This is a genomic window from Caproiciproducens faecalis, assembly GCF_019448085.1.
GTDB classification, from domain to species: domain Bacteria; phylum Bacillota; class Clostridia; order Oscillospirales; family Acutalibacteraceae; genus Caproiciproducens; species Caproiciproducens faecalis.
In genome coordinates this window covers 143,713-162,381 of the sequence record NZ_JAGFNZ010000004.1, presented here as the reverse complement: position 1 = coordinate 162,381, position 18,669 = coordinate 143,713, and the positions used below count along the sequence as shown (strand labels likewise).

20 protein-coding genes are annotated in these 18,669 nt (G+C 45.2%); 3 read left to right on the top strand and 17 right to left on the bottom strand.

What is annotated here, in order from left to right; genetic code table 11:
* Nucleotides 1–36: 36 nt before the first annotated feature.
* The 3 genes from fliD to J5W02_RS11200 are packed head-to-tail and all read left to right on the top strand — an operon-like array spanning nucleotide 37 to nucleotide 3,688.
* A complete protein-coding gene (fliD, locus tag J5W02_RS11210) occupies nucleotides 37–2,787 on the top strand; it encodes a flagellar filament capping protein FliD (RefSeq protein ID WP_219965779.1) in 2,751 nt (916 codons plus the stop codon).
* 39 nt (nucleotides 2,788–2,826) lie between these two features.
* Nucleotides 2,827–3,204 carry a flagellar export chaperone FliS gene (locus J5W02_RS11205; RefSeq protein WP_219965778.1) on the top strand — a complete coding sequence of 126 codons (378 nt, stop codon included), beginning with the start codon at nucleotides 2,827–2,829 and terminating at the stop codon, nucleotides 3,202–3,204.
* Nucleotides 3,205–3,241: 37 nt separating this feature from the next.
* Entirely contained in the window at nucleotides 3,242–3,688 is a 447-nt protein-coding gene (locus tag J5W02_RS11200; RefSeq protein WP_219965777.1) for a hypothetical protein, read from the top strand.
* Between the two features lie 64 nt (nucleotides 3,689–3,752).
* Here J5W02_RS11200 and J5W02_RS11195 read toward each other — a convergent pair whose 3' ends face one another.
* The 17 genes from J5W02_RS11195 to J5W02_RS11115 form a co-directional block, all read right to left on the bottom strand.
* Nucleotides 3,753–4,097, bottom strand: a complete 345-nt coding sequence (locus J5W02_RS11195) for a chemotaxis protein CheD (RefSeq protein ID WP_255575706.1) — start codon at nucleotides 4,095–4,097, stop codon at nucleotides 3,753–3,755.
* Between the two features lie 137 nt (nucleotides 4,098–4,234).
* Nucleotides 4,235–4,861, bottom strand: coding sequence for a chemotaxis protein CheC (locus J5W02_RS11190; RefSeq protein WP_219965775.1), 627 nt, complete (start codon nucleotides 4,859–4,861; stop codon nucleotides 4,235–4,237).
* A 90-nt stretch (nucleotides 4,862–4,951) separates the two neighbouring features.
* The gene (locus J5W02_RS11185; protein WP_219965774.1) at nucleotides 4,952–6,463 is read right to left on the bottom strand and encodes a FapA family protein; all 1,512 of its coding nucleotides are present in this window, start codon (nucleotides 6,461–6,463) and stop codon (nucleotides 4,952–4,954) included.
* Between the two features lie 35 nt (nucleotides 6,464–6,498).
* Nucleotides 6,499–7,203: a flagellar hook-basal body protein gene (locus J5W02_RS11180; RefSeq protein WP_219965773.1), complete on the bottom strand. Its 705-nt coding sequence runs from the start codon at nucleotides 7,201–7,203 to the stop codon at nucleotides 6,499–6,501.
* Nucleotides 7,204–7,229: 26 nt separating this feature from the next.
* A complete protein-coding gene (locus J5W02_RS11175) occupies nucleotides 7,230–7,961 on the bottom strand; it encodes a flagellar hook-basal body protein (protein ID WP_219965772.1) in 732 nt (243 codons plus the stop codon).
* A 19-nt stretch (nucleotides 7,962–7,980) separates the two neighbouring features.
* Nucleotides 7,981–8,754 (bottom strand): sigma-70 family RNA polymerase sigma factor, encoded by a 774-nt coding sequence (locus J5W02_RS11170; RefSeq protein WP_219965771.1) that lies wholly within the window; start codon nucleotides 8,752–8,754, stop codon nucleotides 7,981–7,983.
* Nucleotides 8,755–8,797: 43 nt separating this feature from the next.
* Complete coding sequence (flhA, locus tag J5W02_RS11165) at nucleotides 8,798–10,855, bottom strand: flagellar biosynthesis protein FlhA (RefSeq protein ID WP_219965770.1); 2,058 nt, start codon at nucleotides 10,853–10,855, stop codon at nucleotides 8,798–8,800.
* 2 nt (nucleotides 10,856–10,857) lie between these two features.
* Nucleotides 10,858–11,919, bottom strand: a complete 1,062-nt coding sequence (gene flhB / locus J5W02_RS11160; RefSeq protein ID WP_219965769.1) for a flagellar biosynthesis protein FlhB — start codon at nucleotides 11,917–11,919, stop codon at nucleotides 10,858–10,860.
* A gap of 39 nt (nucleotides 11,920–11,958) precedes the next feature.
* Nucleotides 11,959–12,723: a flagellar biosynthetic protein FliR gene (locus tag J5W02_RS11155; protein WP_219965768.1), complete on the bottom strand. Its 765-nt coding sequence runs from the start codon at nucleotides 12,721–12,723 to the stop codon at nucleotides 11,959–11,961.
* 48 nt (nucleotides 12,724–12,771) lie between these two features.
* Entirely contained in the window at nucleotides 12,772–13,038 is a 267-nt protein-coding gene (fliQ, locus tag J5W02_RS11150) for a flagellar biosynthesis protein FliQ (RefSeq protein WP_219965767.1), read from the bottom strand.
* 32 nt (nucleotides 13,039–13,070) lie between these two features.
* Nucleotides 13,071–13,835: a flagellar type III secretion system pore protein FliP gene (fliP, locus tag J5W02_RS11145; protein ID WP_219965910.1), complete on the bottom strand. Its 765-nt coding sequence runs from the start codon at nucleotides 13,833–13,835 to the stop codon at nucleotides 13,071–13,073.
* Entirely contained in the window at nucleotides 13,804–14,247 is a 444-nt protein-coding gene (locus tag J5W02_RS11140) for a FliO/MopB family protein (RefSeq protein WP_219965766.1), read from the bottom strand. The genes fliP and J5W02_RS11140 overlap by 32 nt, the downstream gene beginning before the upstream one ends.
* Nucleotides 14,248–14,280: 33 nt before the next feature.
* Nucleotides 14,281–14,643 carry a response regulator gene (locus tag J5W02_RS11135; protein ID WP_219965765.1) on the bottom strand — a complete coding sequence of 121 codons (363 nt, stop codon included), beginning with the start codon at nucleotides 14,641–14,643 and terminating at the stop codon, nucleotides 14,281–14,283.
* Nucleotides 14,644–14,702: 59 nt separating this feature from the next.
* Nucleotides 14,703–15,785, bottom strand: coding sequence for a flagellar motor switch phosphatase FliY (gene fliY, locus J5W02_RS11130; RefSeq protein WP_219965764.1), 1,083 nt, complete (start codon nucleotides 15,783–15,785; stop codon nucleotides 14,703–14,705).
* Nucleotides 15,786–15,804: 19 nt separating this feature from the next.
* Nucleotides 15,805–16,803: a flagellar motor switch protein FliM gene (gene fliM, locus J5W02_RS11125; protein ID WP_219965763.1), complete on the bottom strand. Its 999-nt coding sequence runs from the start codon at nucleotides 16,801–16,803 to the stop codon at nucleotides 15,805–15,807.
* Nucleotides 16,804–16,863: 60 nt separating this feature from the next.
* Nucleotides 16,864–17,721, bottom strand: coding sequence for an OmpA/MotB family protein (locus tag J5W02_RS11120; protein ID WP_219965762.1), 858 nt, complete (start codon nucleotides 17,719–17,721; stop codon nucleotides 16,864–16,866).
* 61 nt (nucleotides 17,722–17,782) lie between these two features.
* Nucleotides 17,783–18,643, bottom strand: a complete 861-nt coding sequence (locus tag J5W02_RS11115; protein ID WP_330659750.1) for a motility protein A — start codon at nucleotides 18,641–18,643, stop codon at nucleotides 17,783–17,785.
* Between the last annotated feature and the right edge of the window lie 26 nt (nucleotides 18,644–18,669).

Here is an 18,669-nt window from a genome sequence, read left to right as displayed (position 1 = left end):
TTGACTAAGAAAGCATTTTCTGTCAGGAGGTAAATTATGATTAGCACAACATCATCCAGTCTTGCATCTTCATTAAATGCAACTTCATCTTCATCGAAACGCCTGAGCGGTCTGGTTTCCGGTCTGGATACGGACACGCTTGTTAAGCAGCTGACCTCAGGCACACAAAGTAAAATTGACAAACAGGGACAGTTAAAGCAAATTGCCCTTTGGAGACAGCAGTCATACCGTGAAGCTACCAAAGCCCTGCAGGAATTTCAGTCAAAATATTTTTCATCGGCTACAAGCAGCTCCAGTATTTTGAATGCGAGTTTCTTTAACTCAACGTCTATCAACAATTCCTCCTCTTTTCTGAATGTAAGCGGAAGTGCAAGTGCCGCTAAAAATATGGTCGTCACCGGTATTTCTCAACTCGCGCAGCAAGCCGGTTTTTCTTCAAAGTACAGAGTATCCAACGATATTATTTCCGGCGCCGTTCAAGAAGTCTGGAGCCCGAGCAATGTGGCCGGAAACAATATTACCGTCAATTATGATGGCAAAGATTATGAAATTGACCTTGCCGGCGATTTCACTTTTCCGGAAAGTACAGACCCTGACGAAAGTCCGGAGGAGTTGAATAAAAGACTTGTCACCAGTGTTACAGATGCTTTAAACTCCAAAATTACTAAGACGGACGGACTTGCAGGCAATGTGATATTTGACGTAACCAGCGATGGAAAAGTCACTTTGACAAAAACGGGTTCTGCAACAGCAGATATTAAAATTACAAGCGGCAGTGACAGTCTTCTCAAAGGTCTCGGTTTAGCGAAAGATACTTCCGGTAGTACCGTAATAAACGGCGGCGACACCAACACCGACAGCTTCTTTAAAAATACGCTGACATCCGGTTCCACTTTGGACGTTACCATTGATGGCAACGCTTATACGCTCAGCATTCCGGCTGATACGGCTATTTCTTCTGATATTACGCTTGGTACAAAAAGCGTACAGACGGTATTGGAGGAAGCAATCCGTTCCAATAGCGATTTAAAGGACAAGCTGAAAGTGACAGTCGGCACCGACGGCGCCGTATCCTTTACCAAAGCGGACGGTACCACGGATGGCTTAAGCATCACCGGAGGAAGCCAGAATCTGCTGCAGGGGCTTGGCCTGAAACAGGGGGACGGTTCCATTACCACCTCCGGTACCTACAGCCGCGAAAAGCTGGTCAGCAGCTATCTGGGAGATTCTCTTTCCGGCTCTACTCTGACCGTCAGTCTGGACGGCGTCGACAAATATATCACCTTTAAGGAAAGCGAAAAAGCGGATTATTCTACTCCTGCCGATTTAGCTACCTATATTCAAAAGGCATTAACGGCATCTTACGGTAAAGTTACTTCCGGAAAAGACGTTAACGGGAATGACATCACCGGTCAGGACAAATTCCAAGTGAAATTTGAAAACGGCCAGCTTTCCTTTAGTACACCCGTTCCTACCTCCGTAATTGCAATTGAATCCAGCGACGCCTCCGGGGTTTTAGGCAAAAACGGTGCATTGGGTATCTACGCCGGTGAAACAAACCGTATCAATACCAACAAATCTCTTGAAGACGTACAGGAAAACCTGAACAGTACAACTCCGCTGGCAGCGTCTTCTGACGGAACCTATGGGATTACGATTAACGACAAAACTTTTACTTTCAAAAACACAGATACGATTGATACAATTCTCAAAACAATCAATAACGACTCACAGGCCAACGTAACCATTTCTTATTCCAATATTAACAACACGTTCAGCGTGACCGCCAAGAACGGCGGCAGCGGCAGCCGTGTGGACATTGCAAATGTCGACGGCGGCAACCTTGCCACTGTGCTTTTTGGAACCGTTCCGCAAAAAGACGGAAATGGGAACTATATTGAAAACGCCAGTGCGTATAGTCTTCAAAAGCCGCAGGATGCAAAAATGACCATCAGCTTTGACGGCAATGCGGCAAACGCCATTGAAATTACCAGAACAGAAAACAAATTCACTCTGGACGGCGTTGACTTCGAACTTCTGTCCAAGACGGACACCACGGTCTCAAGCAGTACCCCGATCAAGTTCTCAGTAAATAACAAAACGGATGACCTGTACACCAAAATCAAGGGCTTTGTCGACGATTACAATGCGATTATTAAATTGGCCAACGATAAGGTCAGTGAGCGCAAAGACACCGATGAAACCTACGATCCCTTAACAGACGCTCAAAGAGAGGAAATGAGCGAGAGTGAAATTACAAACTGGGAAACAAAAGCAAAAAAAGGGTTGTTACAGGGAGACTCCATTCTCAACAACCTGAGTCTGGATTTGCGCGCTTCCATGACGGATCAGGTCGCATCCATGAAAACGGCTCTTTATGAGATTGGTATTGCGACAAAGGCCAATGATTACTCCGCAAACGGGCAGCTGACCATTGATGAAGACAAACTGAAAGCCGCCCTGAACAACGATCCCGATAAAGTTGCTGCGCTGTTTACAAGTGAAGACGGAATTGCGTACCGGATGCAGGACGTTATTAATAAAAATATCAAAACAACCGGCGGAGACGGTATTTTAATCGCAAAGGCCGGTCTTGAAAACAGCACAAAGGTAGATAACAGCACACTGACACAGGCGGTAACCGATTACAATACAAAAATCAAGGAACTGAAAACACTTCTTGCAACACAGCAGGAACAGTATTATGCTAAATTCACCCGCATGGAACAGTACCTCAGCAACATGAATTCTCAAGCCGCCCTGTTCCAAACCAACACTTCGAGCTGACAGATCACAGAAATCTAACCCGCAGGAGGATGAAAAATCATGCCAACCAATCCGATTATGCAGTATAAAGAACAGTCCATCAACACCATGTCCAGAGGCGAACAGCTGGTCACCCTGCTGAATGAAGCGTTAAAGAATCTGCACTATGGTTCGCTGATGCTTAAAGATAAAAACTACGCAACGGCGGAAAAATGCACGGATAAATGCAAAAAGATATTCAGCTATCTTTCCTCCGTATTGGACTGGAATTACGAAATCACCCATGATTTGTATCAGTTATACTACTTCTTTAATCAGGAGATCATCAAGGCGGAAGTCAAGCGTGACGCCGCCGTTCTGGATGAACTGGTTCCTGTGGTGGAACAGATGCGCGACACTTGGGAAGAAGCGGAAAAACTGAGCCATATGAGCAAATAGAAGGCCGGGTTCAGCACCCAGCCCACGCGGAGGACATATGTCTATTGAAACCATCCTTGCCTGCCTGGATCAAAAAGTGATTTTACTTACTCAGATATGGGATTTGACCAAACAAATTGAAATACGCTGCATGCAGGACGATATACAGCTGGACGACTTTTTGGAGCAGCGCGGCATTTTCATTGCACGCGTCAACAAGTGCAACGACCTGATTGACCGTCTAACCAAAGAGCTGCCCGCGGAACAGCAGGAACGCATAACTCAGCTTCTGCAAAGAAAACTGGAAGATGATGACTGCAAAAATAAAGAAGAGCAGCGTATTCTGATGCTTTCCAAAGAATGCAGGGCCATTTTACAGAAAGCATCCGTACTGGATCACTCCGCACGCGCGAAAATCCGGAAGCAATGTGACGATCTTCGGGAAAAAATCAATCAGGAACGCCGAACGGAAGATCACGACGGCATGTTTCAAAATATTAAATAACTTTCGTATAAAAACAAATGCATTCTTTCAAAAATTTGAAAGAATGCATTTGTTTTTCCGCACTCTAGTAAGTTTTGATTCCATTCGAAAATGATTTTACCACCATTCTGCCATCTTCTGTATAGAAATAAACCGTCCGGCCGTAATTCAATCCGGTATCTTCCGCACAGAGTCTAATCTGCAGCCTGTTCAGCGTATTTTTCACTTCTGCAACATTGCGTTGACCGATATTGCCGAAACTGGAATCATCCGCTACTTCGAACATCTTTGCTCCGCCCGCAATTTTGGCTGTGATCCGCCGGCGGTTGCAGCCCAGTTTTTCCATTTGCGAAAGCATCTCAGGGATGCAGGTATCTGCGAAGCGCATAAGATTTTCCTTTGGATTGTTGACCGGGTAGATTGGCAGCATGATATGTCCCAACCCCCCTATTTTCATTACCGGATCATATAAACAGATTCCTACACAGGAACCTAACGCATAAGTCACAAGCGAGTCCGTACTTTTGACAACCTTCATATCCGATATCCCAATGGTAAACGTTTCACTCATAGTTGAATACCCAATTTCTCCATTAATCTGTTCAGGGACTCAATTGAAGGCACCAGCAGCATATTGGCGGTAACGTCGTCTTTTCCGCTTAAAAAATCATCTTCAATAAAAATAATCTTATCGGATACGGAGCCCATTTCAATCGCGGGAACGCTTAGGATGGCACCGACCATATCCACCGTAATGGCAGGCACCGTCGTTTTCAGGTTCATCCCCGAAAGCGTACCAATGGAACCCGTATAGGCTGCTATCATGATATTTCCGATCTCCGAAATAGCTGAAAGCTCCATATCGGTTAGCCGGTCGCAGCTGACCTCTTGAACGCCCAGCAGAGACGTGAGCACGGATTTGGCAAATTCCTGCTCAATAATGAACATCATGATTCCTTCGATGTCTCCGCCGAGCTTTGACAGAATGCCGATAACAACATTTTCCGGGCCGCCAAGCAGATTAGCGGCATCGGTAATATCTAAAATTTTTACAACCGGCGTCGTCATATTTACTTCCGTGTCCAGCATCTTTGACAGGGACGTGGCAGCATTTCCGGCTCCGATATTGCCGATTTCCTTTAAAACATCAATATGCATTTCATTCAGTTGTTCCAGTCTTTGAATAGACATCATAAACTCCCTACCGCCGCACTTCGGCTGTATTCAAAATAAGCATCCAGTATGCGGTTATATTTGGAAGCTTACAAGGAAATCTGTAACAAATCAGGGCAGGTCGGAAGGAAGAACCGGCGCGGAAACGATTCCATCCGGACCTGCGTGGAATTTTGTATTGCTGTAGTCGTTGTTAATATTCATGGTAAATGGGCCGATAACAATTTTGGTTCCGGTATAAATAATACTGGACCCCACAATTTTATAATCGAAAAGCTGGCTTTGCGTTTCCTTTGTTTTCTGAATGTTTGCTTCTATGGCTTTTACCGCTTCATTCAGCTGAATTTTCTTCATAAGCGCAGCCTTCATCATTAAATTCTCTCTTCCGGAATCACTGTGTCCAATCAGATTTGCCTGTGCGGTGATTTCCGTAAACTTCTTCTGAAAAGCTTCCAGCTCATTCTGCGCCTGAATTCGTTTCTGCTCCAGTTTTTCAACGCTGTTTTCATCTTTGCCGACCGTGAGTACGTCGCTGAGCTGTTTGGACTGCAGCGAAACCGATGTGGTTGTGTAAGACGGAGCACCGATATTTTTTACCACGATTCTCTGCCCGGCCTGATAACTGCCGCCAATCAGTGAAGCTTTGCGCCCTTTTAAAACAATGGAACCCCCTGCGGTTGCCGTGCAGTTCATAAGAATATCGGCGTAAATATCATTCTCAGAAATCAGAATGACATTTTCAAAATATTTGCCTATAATGTTGCCGCCCGCTTTTAACGTTCCTTTTCCCATTCCATTCATCCCGTTTGAAATGGAAATATTCCCCTCGGCTTCAATCAGAGCTCCCTCAGCCATTCCGCGAATGGAAATATCTTTTCCCGCCTTAACGGAAAAACCTTCTCTGACGTCCCCCTGAACGACAACAGAGCCAATCGCGTTGATATTTCCGGACGCGCTGTCCACATCACCGCGGACGTAGAAAACTTCGCTTACACTGACCGTCGATTTCGTGTGCTCTATACAGCCGTCCACCCCGGCAGTCAATACAAGGCCGTCCTCTGAAACTACGGTATTGCTTCCCGTCGGCATCGTTGGGAAACGTCCAGCCATAAAGGGTACCACGTTACCAAAAACATCCGTCCCGTCCGTCCCATCCTGCGGCGGCGTAATTTTACAAAGCACATCGTCTTTTTTAACGTTTTTTACAATGCCAAGATCACGAAAATCAACAGTACCGTCGTCTCTTTCTTTTGGCTTAAATTCTACGTTCCTGTCAAAAAAATACTCTAAAAAACCGTCTGTGCCGTCAACAGGGCGTATTCCCTTTGCACAGATCATTTCCGAATAAAATTTTCCTTCACGGCAGAAAAGACTTATTTGTTCTTCACAGATGCCGTATGTAATTCCCTGCTGTGTCAAAGCAGCGCTGACGTCGTCATAGGTGATTTTCTGGCCGGAATATGCCGGCTTGATCCGCAAATATGCCGCCATATTATCTGTGGATACTCTAACATCGAACTGGGGCGGCTGTTCCTCTGGAACCTGGTTCTCCACTAATTGACCTGCTTCGTTCGTACTCCCCGAATTAACTTTCATTCCGTTATAATCAGTCACTGTACTCATTGAATGATCCTCCCCCCAGATTTTGTGTAGGCAACCTACCTCAAAGAATTCACCGTCTGCATAATTTCATCTGAAACCTGTACCATTTTGGAATTAAACTGAAACGCTCTCTGCAGCTCAATCACAGAGGTCATCTGATCGGCAACATCTACCGCAGAGTCCTCCAAATAGCTTTTTTTGATTTCCGGATCGGTTACCGCCGTAGCCGGACCGGAAAGGTCGCTCAACTGAAAGCAGGTGTTCCCCGTTCGAACCAGTCCGTCTTCATTCTTAACGGAGAAGACACCGATAGCCGGAGTATCCTCTTCGCTCTCCATGGCAATCCGGTTTCCCTGAGCGTCCAACACATAGCCGCCGTCCGAAGAAGCCAGATAGCTCCCGTCGTCCTCCACCGAAAGGTGAAAACTGCCGTTGCGCGTATATTTCACTTCACCGTTGGACCGTACCGCAAAATAATTATTGGGATTTACCAAAGCATAGTCAAGGTTACGCCCTGTCTGCTTCGGGCTGCCCTGCGTAAATAAGGTGTCCGTCTTTTCCACCTTGGTGCCGTGCCCGCTTTTCAGCTGGCTGTTCTCGCCCGCCGCCGCGTGAATATTGGTATAAATCAAATCCGCAAAGGAGGCGCTGGAAGGCTTGTAGCCCACCGTAGACACATTGGCAATATTGTTTGCCGTAACGTCAAAGCCGGACTGCAGGTTAATGGCACCTGTTGCCGAAGTATAAAAAGAACTAATCATCGTTCATCAACCCTTTCTATGGCAAATTATATTTTGGCGATATTGGTAACGGCATCTGATAAAACCTGATCGTACATCTTGATTGCCTGTGAACAGTTCTGCAGGTTGCGCTGAGCGGAAAGTGCGTCCGTCATTTCCTCGGCAGCGTTCACATTGGAGCCTTCTATCGTTTTCCACATGATATTCGGATTCTGGACCAATGCCGCGTTATTTCCAGTAAACATACCGTTAGGGGCAATCTGCAGGTTATTGTAATCGTTAAAATTATAAACCGCGATTTTTCCCGCAATGTTCCCGTTCACAGTCAGGTTGCCCTGCGCATCTGCTGTAAACTGATCGGTACCGACCTGAATAGGGCCGTTCTGGCCCAGTACGCGCCCAACATTATCCAGTACCAGGTATCCTTCAGCGTCAACATTAAAGCTGCCGTTACGGGTATAGACGGTGCCGTTAGCCCCCTGCACCGCGAAGAAACCTTCCCCCTGAATGGCGAAATCCAGAGGGCGCTCCGTATTTTTAAGGGTACCCTCGGAATGAATGACATTTGTTTTGTCCGCCGTCGTAATCAGGCTCATAGTGCCGATGGGTGTTTTCTGCGAATCAACCCGGTTAATCACCATACTGCCGAATGTGGAGGCGGTGATTTCTTTTCTCTTATATCCCGGTGTTTCAATGTTGGCTAAATTGTTACTGACGCCGGTCAGGATTCTGCTCTGTGTCAGCATCCCGGACCCTAATGCGTAAAATCCTCTGACCATGGTGCTTTCCCCCTACATTCTATTGATTCAGGTATTCCGCAAGAGATTTTTTCAGCTTTCTCAAAGCGCTTGAGTGAATCTGAGACACTCTGGAATCGCTGATTCCCATCACGCTGGAAATTTCCTTAATTTTCAGCTGCTCCTTATAATACAGAGAAATGACTACCTGCTCTTTTTCATTCAGCAATTCTATATCCTTTGCCAGTACGGCCTGTAACTCCTTTTCCGCCACGACCTGCTCCGGCCCATGAATGGAGTCCCCCGCCTGACTGATCTGAATATTTTCCACGCCCTTTTCATAAATCATTTCTTCAAAGGACATCATGTTGAGCACACAGGTTTCCGTCTGCATTTTTTCATACTCCGGAAGGCCGATTTGCAGATAATCCGCAATTTCCTGATCTGTTGGATTACGTCCCAGTCGGTGACTAAGCGTATTTTCCGCCTCGCTGATATTTTTTGCTATGCGTTTGAGCCTTCTGGGAAAACAATCCTGTTTGCGTATGTAATCAATCATGGCGCCGCGTACTTTAATGGAAGCGTAAGTTTCAAACTTTACCTTTTTCCCTACATCAAACTTCTCTACCGCATCCAGAAGAGCGATCAGCCCTTCATTGACAATATCATCCATATAGTTGAAATACTGGTAGCGACCGACTGTTTTCAACGCTATGCACTTTACGATGTAGCTGTACTGAACAACAAGCCTGTTTCGTACTTCCAAGTTTTTGGTCTGATGGTATTTTGTCCATAATTCCACCGCGCCGATTTGCTCAGGTTCTGTATTTTTCACTGCAGCCGCCCCTCCTTTCAAGCTTGAAATTTACTGAAAACTCTTATTCCAGCGTCACATTGGCAACAGCCTGAATCTGAACATTGGAATTCAGTTCGTTAAACGAAAGAACCACCGCGTTGGGATAAAACTGCTCCAGCATTTTACTGAAATAAATTCTGACCAACGGGGACGTAAGCACAATCGGGATATTGATTGCGTCCTTGACCTTCGTGATACAATCCATCAGCTTGGATACAATTTTCTGTGTGGACTGAGGGTCAAGCGAAAGATAAGTACCCTGATCGTTCTTGCTGATAGAATTGATAATCAGCCTTTCGACCTCGCTGTCCAGCGTAATCACACGGATCTGGCCGCCGTCTGACCATTTGCGGGTTATTGTACGCTTCAGCGCCTGCCGCACATATTCGGTCAAAACCTCAAGGTCACGGACGGTCGAAGCATTGTCCGAAATCGTTTCAAGAATGGTTTCCATGTCCCTGATGGGAACGCCCTCCTTCAGCAGGTTACACAAAACCTTTTGAAGGCCGCCAAAAGAGATTTGGTTTGGAATAACGTCGTCCACAAGGGTGGAACCGGTTTTCTTGATGGTTTCCAGAAGCTGGTTCAGATCCTGTCTGGAGAACAGCTCGTGCGCGTATTTCTTAACGGTTTCGGAAAGGTGCGTTACCACGACGGAAAGTGGGTCAATGACGGTATAGCCGTAAATTTCGGCCATCTCTTTTTTATCTTTCGTAATCCATTTGCTCGGAATCCCATAGGCCGGTTCAATGGTTTCAATTCCGTCAATGGTTCCGGTAAGGTTACCCGGGTCCAGAGCAAGGTAATAATCCACCAGAATTTCGCCGCAGCTGACTTCCTCACCTTTGATCTTAATGACGTACTGATTGGGGTTCAGCATGCCGTTGTCCCTTAAGCGTACGGCCGGAATGACGATTCCCATTTCCATGGCGAATTGTTTGCGAAAGGTGACCAGCCGCTCAATAAAGCTGCTGCCGCTGTTCTCATCGACCAGCGGAATCAGGCTGTAACCGAATTCCATTTCAATCACATCGATTTTCAGCAGGTCGTAGATATTGTCAATATTTTTGAAGTAATCTGTTTCATCCGGCTGCCCCGCTGCTGCGTGAGCCGCTTCGGTTTTCACAGCAACTGCTGCAGCAAGCTCGTTTTTCTTGCGGAGATTGAACCCGGCAAACAGCATCCCGGCCGCAACGATCAGAATCTGCGGAATAGGCATACCGGGAATGAAGCAAAGGCTCACCAGTGTAAAGCCGCTGATAATCATAACGATAGGGTGGGAAAAGAACTGGCGGGATACATCCATGCTCAGGCTGGAATCGGACGCGGCGCGGGTGACAATCATACCGGTTGCGGTGGAAATCAGCAGCGCGGGAAGCTGTGATACAAGGCCGTCACCGACGGTTGCAATGGAATAAATGTTTAGAACATCCTGAAAAGTGCTGCCGCCCTGAACCATACCGATCACGGTACCGGCAATAAAATTGATAAACGTGATAATGATGGAGGCAATCGCGTCGCCCTTAACAAACTTAGTGGCACCATCCATGGCTCCATAAAATTCCGCCTCGCGCTGAATATCCTGCCGGCGCTGCCGCGCTGTGGACTCATCAATCAGCCCGCCACTCAAATCCGCGTCAATGGCCATTTGCTTGCCCGGCATTGCGTCCAGTTTGAACCTTGCGGAAACCTCGGAAACACGCTCTGCGCCTTTGGTAATAACCAGAAAGTTAACAATGACAATGATGAGGAAAATAATGAAACCGACAATGACATTTCCTCTTAATACGAAACTGCCGAAGGTTTCAATCACCTGCCCGGCTTTTCCGGACTGGGTTAAAATCAGCCTGGTCGAAGAAATATTCAGCGCCAGGCGGAACAGTGTGGTAATCAGCAGCATGGACGGAAAGATGGAAAACTGAAGGGCATCTTTCACATACATGGTCATCAGCAAAATCATAACGGAGATAGTTATGTTTATGATAAACATCATATCCAGTAAAAAAGGAGGCAATGGAATGATGATAAATCCGACTATGAGGATGACAAAAATTGCTACGATATTATTCAGGATTCTCAATATCACCTAATCTCCTTTTTCATCGAATATACCCATGCCATAATCTCAGCTAGAATCACATAATATTCCTCCGGTATTTCCCGGTTGACGTCGACTGCTTTATACAAAGCTCTTGCAAGCTGTACGTTTTCCGTCATCGGGATATGGTTTTGTTCTGCAATCTCTATGATTTTCAGCGCAACGTAATCCTGCCCTTTGGCAACTACAATCGGGGCGCTGTTTTTTTCGATATCATATTTAAGCGCAACGGCAAAATGGGTCGGGTTTCTGACAATGACATCCGCTGTCGGCACCTGCTGCATCATTCGCTGCATGGACATTTTGCGCTGCCGCTCTTTGATCTGTCCCTTGATCTGGGGATCGCCTTCCATCTGCTTGTACTCTTCCTTAATTTCCTGCTTGGACATTTTAATATTCCGTTCGTATTCCCACCACTGATACAGATAGTCAAGCGCGGCAATAAAAATGAAAGCAATGGAAAGCTGAATGACGATGTCCATAATGGAATTCAAAATAAACAGTACGGCACTGAAAATATCCTCATACATCAGCTGCGTAAAGTACTTTGCAATCTTCATAAAGGATGCGTACAGGATATAAAAGACAATGGAAATCTTGAGCATGGCCTTGACCAGTTCGGTGATGGAGCGGATGGAAAACATCCGTTTGATTCCCCGAAGAGGGCTCAGCCTGGAAAATTTCATTTTCAGGTTTTCTTTGGATACTTTAAATCTGGTCTGTGCCCCGGTGGCAATCACTCCGACCGCTATGGAGGTAAGCATTATTGGACCCGCCAGCAGAAAAAGAGCAATCATCGTATCTTTTGCAACATCCATTGCAAATTCGGACGATAGTACCGGAACTGTCTTCGTATAGGCTATGTATTTGGAAAGGTAATTGGAAAGGTAATGATACATAAAAGGAAGCACCGTCTTCAACACCATAAAAAGAGACAAGATTGACAATGCGCTGATAACGTCGCTGCTCTGAAAAATATTTCCCTTTTTTCGTTCGTCTTCCCTTTTTTTCGGGGTCGCTTTTTCGGTTTTGCTGCTGTCCGCCATATCATCCCCCCTAAAAACAGATTCGAAGGAAACCGGAAGCTATAATAATGTCTGAAACACCTGATTAATATTATCAAACATCAGCAAAATCAGTTTTTCAAGAAAGGATGCCAGTGGCGGCGCCATCAAAATGATAATCACGAAACCGAGAATTACTTTCAGCTGGATATTAATGACAAACACATCGATCTGAGGGACGGCCCGCATCACCAGACCCACTCCGATTTCGGCAATCAGCTCCGCCGCAAGGACGGGCATCGACATTTTCACCGCGTAAACCAAAATGAGGGAAAACATGCCAGCCAGTTCCCGAAACATTGCCGGTTCAAAAGTGAGGGAACCGTAGGGCACCATTACGCACAGCTTTACGAAAATCTGTATCAGGGTCAAATGGCCGTTGACCGCGAAAAAAATGAGTATAAACATGGTATTGATAAACGATGCGGAAAGCGGCATGGACACATTGCTCTGAGGGTCATAGATCTTCGACATGGAAATACCAATTTGCATGTCCATATTTTCGCCGCTAATCAGCATGATTGACAGAAACAGCTGGATGACATATCCTACCGCATAACCGATCAGCAATTCTTTGAGCAAACTGAAAGACAGAACCAGAAAGGAACTCACCTCTAAAGTCTGCTCCGGTACCAGATGGTACGAAAAAATCGAAAGCATCAGGGTCAATCCGACTTTCAGGATCACCGGAAGATTTTTTCGGCCCAAAATGGGGTTAAACAGAATACAGCCGGACATACGCATGAAAACAAACAGCAGAAGAGTAAAATCATAATTCAATTCCATTTTCCGTTTATGACCACACCTTTCCGCCGTTCTGGAAAAAGAGGCTGCTTAGTTTAACTTTGTTATCATGCTGAATATGTAAACTGTAAAATCATTCATGGTTTCCATCATCCACGGCCCCAGGATCACCAGAATCAAGGCGATGGCCACCAGCTTTGGAACAAAGGTAAGGGTCTGCTCGTGGATCTGCGTAGCTGCCTGAAAAATGGAAACCACCAATCCCAGCGCAACACTGACAATCAGAATGGGCGCCGACAGTTTGAGTGCGGCTACCATTGCGGCCTGTAAAACTTCCGTGACTTGCGATGTTGACATGCCTGCATCCTCCAAAGTTTTATTTAGGCAAGCTACATATTGAAACTGGCCGCCAGCGTCTTGAACAGGAGTCCCCATCCGTCCACAAGTACAAACAGCAACAGCTTAAATGGCAGTGAAATCATTGCCGGAGGAAGCATAATCATGCCCATTGACATCAGCGTACTGGCTACAATCATATCGATAATTAAAAAGGGAATAAAAATCAGGAAGCCGATGGTGAACGCCCGTTTCAGTTCACTGGTCATAAACGCCGGAATGACCACCGTAATGGACAGCTCGTCTACGGACTTGACCCCCTTTGCTTTTGAGAGGTTGATAAACAGGTTTAAATCATCTTTTTTAGTTTGCTTGAGCATAAATTTTTTCATTGGCACGGCGGCCTGATGAAGAAACTGCTCCTGCGTAATCTTTTTTTCTTTATAAGGCTGATACGCCTGCGTATTCACTTCATTTAAAACGGGATTCATAATAAACAGCGACAGAAACAGCGCGATACCGATCAGCACCTGATTGGGCGGAGTTTGCTGCAATCCCAGTGCATTGCGCAGAAAAGACAGCACAATAATAATTCTGGTAAAGCAGGTCGTCATAATCAGGATGGAAGGCGCCAGCGCAAGGATGGTAAACATCTCGATGATTTCAAGAGTGTCCACCCCTTTGCCGTTCACATCAACATTGACGGAAGCGGCGGAAGCCCCGATGGGAAGCAGAAAAATCAGTGCCAGAGAGATTGTAATCACAATTAGAGCCTTTTTCCCGACTTTACTTTTTTTCTTCTCTTTTATCTTCGGCATCTCCAGTTTTGTCGGCTCTTCTGAAAATTGCATCACTCATTTTCACATCCCATCTGCTTTTCAGCGTTGAATTCAGAACATCAAAAAAAGTATCCTTTTGCAGAGAGCCGGAGATGTTCAAATCCGCTTCATCCAGTTCTTTCAGTATCTCAATATTGTTGCTTGCAAACCCTACCAGATAGTACCGCTTACAGACCTCAATGATGACAAGTCCCTTGTCCTGAGTCAAGGCCACCCGTTCCACAATTTTGATATTTCCCGACCGTGAAGCGTTGTTGACCCGATTTGCCATAAATTTGCTGAATACATAACAAAGATAGAGCACAAACACAATCGCAATCAGTGAAAAGAAAAGCGGCAGAATGTCTGAGAAAAAACTAAGCAGCGGTAAAGTGCCGAAAGCAAATTTCAACGCGGTTCCCCCTTTAATCAGCCGTTCCCGGGATTACCCTAAAATACCGTTTACGGTCTTCATAATGCGGTCAGGTTTGAAGGGCTTTACAATAAAGTCTTTTGCGCCCAGCTTTAAAGCTTCGACCACCATTGCTTCCTGCCCCATGGCAGAGCACATAACCACTTTGACGCTGCTGTCAATGTCCTTCAGGTTCTTTAAGGCTTCCAGACCGTCCATAACAGGCATTGTGATATCCATAAGAATCAGATCCGGCTTTTCAGCAGCATACACGGCGAGTGCTTTTTCTCCGTTCTCGGCTTCCACAATCTCTGTATAGCCGTTCTGCTGCAGGGTGTTCTTAATCATCATTCTCATAAAAGCTGCATCGTCCACTAACATAATTTTCTTACTCATTAATGTTCCTCCTAAAATACACCGTACGGCGTTTTGTTTTATCGTATATTTTCTTAATTTTAAATGAGTTTCATGATTTCGTTATTGCTTAAAACTTCTGTTATTCTGACACCATAAAAATCGTCTACAACGACAACATCCCCCTTGGCAATCGGCTTGCCGTTTACAAAGATATCCACCTGAGAGCCGGCCTGCTTGTCAAGCTCTACAATCGTTCCCGCAGAAAAATCGAGGATATCTTTAATGGGTTTCTTGACGCGCCCGATTTCAACAGTAATTTGAAGAGGGACGGACATAATCATGTTCAGGTTGCTGTTTTGGTCGTTGGTAAGGACAGGATCCGTATCATCAAAACTTTGGTAGGAAATTCTGCCGACATTGTAATTCTGCTGTGGCTCCTGCCGAATCACCTGTTCTGGCGCTGTCTGCGCCGGTTCCGGCCTTTTTGCCACAGGCTGGGGGGCTCTGGGGGGCTCTGGCTTCTGAACCGGTGCAGACGGCTGCTGAACAGGCTGTGCCGGCTTTATTTCAGGTGCCGGCGTATTAAAGCTAAAGGATGAGATCAGCTCTTTTGCCAAACTCACCGTCATCAGACTGATGAATTCACTGTTAACCAGATCGCCGATCATCAAATTAAATTTAACTGAAACGACCTTTTCGTCGCTGTTGAAGTACTTACTCTTAAACTGTTCGGAATTGTCAATCTGGAAGGAATTCGGCGGGGAAATGTTGATGGCCATATTGAGAAACTGAGAAAGCGCCGTAGCGGATGCACCCATCATCAGGTTCATTACTTCACAGATTGCACCAATGCTCATTTCGTCCATGACAAATTCCTGGTCGGAGTAATCGGTGTGAAGAAGTAAACCCACAATGACCTTCACATCCGATTCTTTCAGAATCAGAATATTTTTGCCGCTCAGCCCGCTTACATAATTGATCTCCACCGCAACAGCGGGCTCCATAGACTCAAAATGGATCGCACTGGAAGGCTGTATCTCAACATGCGGTGTTGTTATATTGACCCTCTGTTCCAGCATGTCGGAAACAGAAGTTGCGGACGAACCTAAACTGATATTCAGGATTTCCCCTATGGCATCAATATCCATAGGAGAAAAAAGTTCTTCATTGTTCGGCTCCATAGAAATCACCTTTCATCATTTATTGAAGAGATTTGTCTATTTTCACTGCGTATTTTTTCTTTTTGGTTCCTATAACGCCAGTAAACCAGGGCAAATTCTCCACTTCAAGGACAATGGAATCTTTATTTACCTGAGTGTTGAGAGGAATAATATCACCTGCCTGCAGATTCAGCAATTCTCTCAGGCTGATTTCTGTTTTGCCTAATACCGCGCCCACTGTCAGCGAAGAACTTTTCAGCCCATGCATAATGGAATTCTTACGCTGCTCCTCCACCAACGGATCATCTTTTTTAGGGAGCTTAACATACTTGGAATTGAAAAAACGAAATACTTCCTCCAGCGAGGAAGCAGGCAAACATATATTCATATTTCCCTTCAGGTTTTCAATTGTGATCTCGATTGCGATAATCGCAACCGCCTCATCCGGCTGAATCATCTGGATTAATCTGGAATTAGTCTCAATCATGTCCAAGGTGTGGCTCATCTCAATGTAATTGCTCCAGGCGTTATTTAAAAGAGGAGTAACCTGTTTAAACAGATATTCCAGCAGGGATAGTTCAATATCCGTATAATCTCTTTCAATATCGTAGCCCGAACCGTTTCCGCCCAGCATACGGTCCATAATCGAAAAGGATATGGTGCGGGATAATTCGATTAAGATCGGTTTATCGTCTATTTTATTTTCAGCATTGTGCATTCCAAAGATAGCAACCAATATGGAATCACCCAAAGCATTGTTGAATTCCCGGTACTCTTCCTCTTCGACCTGCAAAATTTCCATCTGACAAGCCGACCGGAGCATTCCTCCAAGCTGAAGACTGAACATCCTGGAAAAATTATCGTATACGTTATCCAGAAGCTTCAACTGTTCCCTGGTAAATTTCTTTGGGGACATGAAGTCGTATTCCTTTACCTTGGGAGCCGTTGACTGTTCTTCCATTTGATTAAAATCAACTTGACCGCTCTGCAAATTGCCCAATAGTTCGTCAATCTGCTTCTGTGACAATACTTCTGCCATAAAACCTCCCATTCCCCGCAAATCATGATATACGGAAAAATTAATACTGATATAATCCAATCATTTGCTGCTCACAGCGCTCTTGCTGTTTGACGATTCAATATCCTTATAAACCTGATCCAAAACCGAGCTTGTCTTACCCGATTTGGAAATATAGATTTCTACCCTTCGGTTTTTTGCTCTATTTGCCTCTGTACCGTCATGCGGCACAATCGGCCGATACTCTCCGTAACCCTCTGAAACCATTTTTGCGGGGTCGATTATATTTTTTAACTGAACATAAAGCAAAACATTTTTCGCTCTGTCCGACGACAAAGCACGGTCAAAAGCCTGCGCGGAAGCCGTTGTTGAGTTGCCCGCACGAGCCGTATGCCCGTAAAAACGAATTTCGCCGATCTGATCCGGAATATATTTGATTCCATCACAGACAAAGTTCAGAATTTTTTTCCCATCGTCACGCAAATCAGAACTGTCCCCATTAAAGAAGATACTGTTTTGAAATGTCAGAAAAGTGTAATTGTCACCTTTATGTACCTGAACGGAATCCTGAAGACCCTTTTCCTGAACATAATTATTTAAGTATTTATACAGACTGTCAAAGTCAGTAACTGTAGTGCTCGTGTTTGAATCAGCCGTACTGTCTGTCTCACTCGGAGATGTGCTGTTAGGACTGGTTCCAGCATCAAACATATCGCCGCTGTTTGGATTGGACGGATTTGTTTGTACCGCCTGTTCAATGTTTGCGGTAGCCTGCTTGTTCGTTGAAAAAGCTTTAACGAGTGTCTGCCATTTTGTTGCATCTACGGTAGACATGGCAAACAGTAATACAAAGAAAGTTAAAAGCAATGTGACCATATCTGCGTATGTATCCAGCCAGTTTGGACCGCCTCCGCCTGGATCGGATTTTTTTCTTGCCATTTTCTCACCCCTGCTGGTTTTTTATTCTTCAGATACCGGGCCGCGATCTGAAAACAAAAAATCACTTTTTCTTTCTCTTGGATTTTTTTTCTTCGGAAGCATCCTGAGCAGCGCCCTGACCTTTTCCTCCGGACTCAATTCTCTTGTTCTCACATACATATGCATTCAGTCGCTCTTCAATATGCTTTGGATTATCTCCCGCCTGAATTGCCATAACCCCTTCTACGACGATTTCCTTGCACACCATTTCTTCATCATGGCGCATATGCAGCTTGTGAGCAAGAGGAGTCAATACCAGGTTAGACAGCATAGAACCATAAAATGTGGTAATCAAAGCCGTCGCCATCCCTTGCGCCATTCTGGTTGCTCCGCCCTCGGCATTCATGTCCAGATTCGCCAACATATTGATTAAGCCAATCAGGGTACCGATCATACCGAACGCAGGGCCAAAAGTCGAGAATTTTTCATAGAACAGCCAGCCGTGTGAATGGCGGTCTTCCAACCCGTTCAGCTCATCGTCCAAAATCTCTCTTACTTTCGCAGGATCAATCGCATCTACAATCAGCATGATACTGTTTCTAAGAAACGGATCCTGTTCCTGGTTTGCTTTGTCTTCCAGAGAAAGCAAACCCTTTCTTCTGGCTTCCTGAGCAAAATCCACAATGGTATCAATATACTTTTGTGGATTATACTTATTTCTCTGAACAATGATTTTCATATGTTTTGGGATGTCTTTGAAATAGGTTATCGGAAATGCAATAACAGTGGCGGAAATTGCACCGCCGAAAGTAATCGCCATACTGGGAACATCGATAAAATTTTTGATAGTAGCCCAAACAACACCTGAAGAGGGATCAAAAACAATACCGAAAATAACCAGCCCCAGACCGGCTATTAACCCTACAATACTTGTAAAATCCACATAAACACTTCCTTGCGATAAAATTA

Bases quoted from the DNA above. Each gene is read 5' to 3' on its own strand.
- fliD (WP_219965779.1), top strand. From the start codon at position 37: ATGATTAGCACAACATCATCCAGTCTTGCATCTTCATTAAATGCAACT.
- J5W02_RS11205 (WP_219965778.1), top strand. From the start codon at position 2,827: ATGCCAACCAATCCGATTATGCAGTATAAAGAACAGTCCATCAACACC.
- J5W02_RS11200 (WP_219965777.1), top strand. From the start codon at position 3,242: ATGTCTATTGAAACCATCCTTGCCTGCCTGGATCAAAAAGTGATTTTA.
- J5W02_RS11195 (WP_255575706.1), bottom strand. From the start codon at position 4,097: ATGCTGCCAATCTACCCGGTCAACAATCCAAAGGAAAATCTTATGCGC.
- J5W02_RS11190 (WP_219965775.1), bottom strand. From the start codon at position 4,861: ATGATGTCTATTCAAAGACTGGAACAACTGAATGAAATGCATATTGAT.
- J5W02_RS11185 (WP_219965774.1), bottom strand. From the start codon at position 6,463: ATGAGTACAGTGACTGATTATAACGGAATGAAAGTTAATTCGGGGAGT.
- J5W02_RS11180 (WP_219965773.1), bottom strand. From the start codon at position 7,203: ATGATTAGTTCTTTTTATACTTCGGCAACAGGTGCCATTAACCTGCAG.
- J5W02_RS11175 (WP_219965772.1), bottom strand. From the start codon at position 7,961: ATGGTCAGAGGATTTTACGCATTAGGGTCCGGGATGCTGACACAGAGC.
- flhB (WP_219965769.1), bottom strand. From the start codon at position 11,919: ATGGCGGACAGCAGCAAAACCGAAAAAGCGACCCCGAAAAAAAGGGAA.
- J5W02_RS11155 (WP_219965768.1), bottom strand. From the start codon at position 12,723: ATGGAATTGAATTATGATTTTACTCTTCTGCTGTTTGTTTTCATGCGT.
- fliQ (WP_219965767.1), bottom strand. From the start codon at position 13,038: ATGTCAACATCGCAAGTCACGGAAGTTTTACAGGCCGCAATGGTAGCC.
- fliP (WP_219965910.1), bottom strand. From the start codon at position 13,835: ATGCCGAAGATAAAAGAGAAGAAAAAAAGTAAAGTCGGGAAAAAGGCT.
- J5W02_RS11135 (WP_219965765.1), bottom strand. From the start codon at position 14,643: ATGAGTAAGAAAATTATGTTAGTGGACGATGCAGCTTTTATGAGAATG.
- fliY (WP_219965764.1), bottom strand. From the start codon at position 15,785: ATGGAGCCGAACAATGAAGAACTTTTTTCTCCTATGGATATTGATGCC.
- fliM (WP_219965763.1), bottom strand. From the start codon at position 16,803: ATGGCAGAAGTATTGTCACAGAAGCAGATTGACGAACTATTGGGCAAT.
- J5W02_RS11120 (WP_219965762.1), bottom strand. From the start codon at position 17,721: ATGGCAAGAAAAAAATCCGATCCAGGCGGAGGCGGTCCAAACTGGCTG.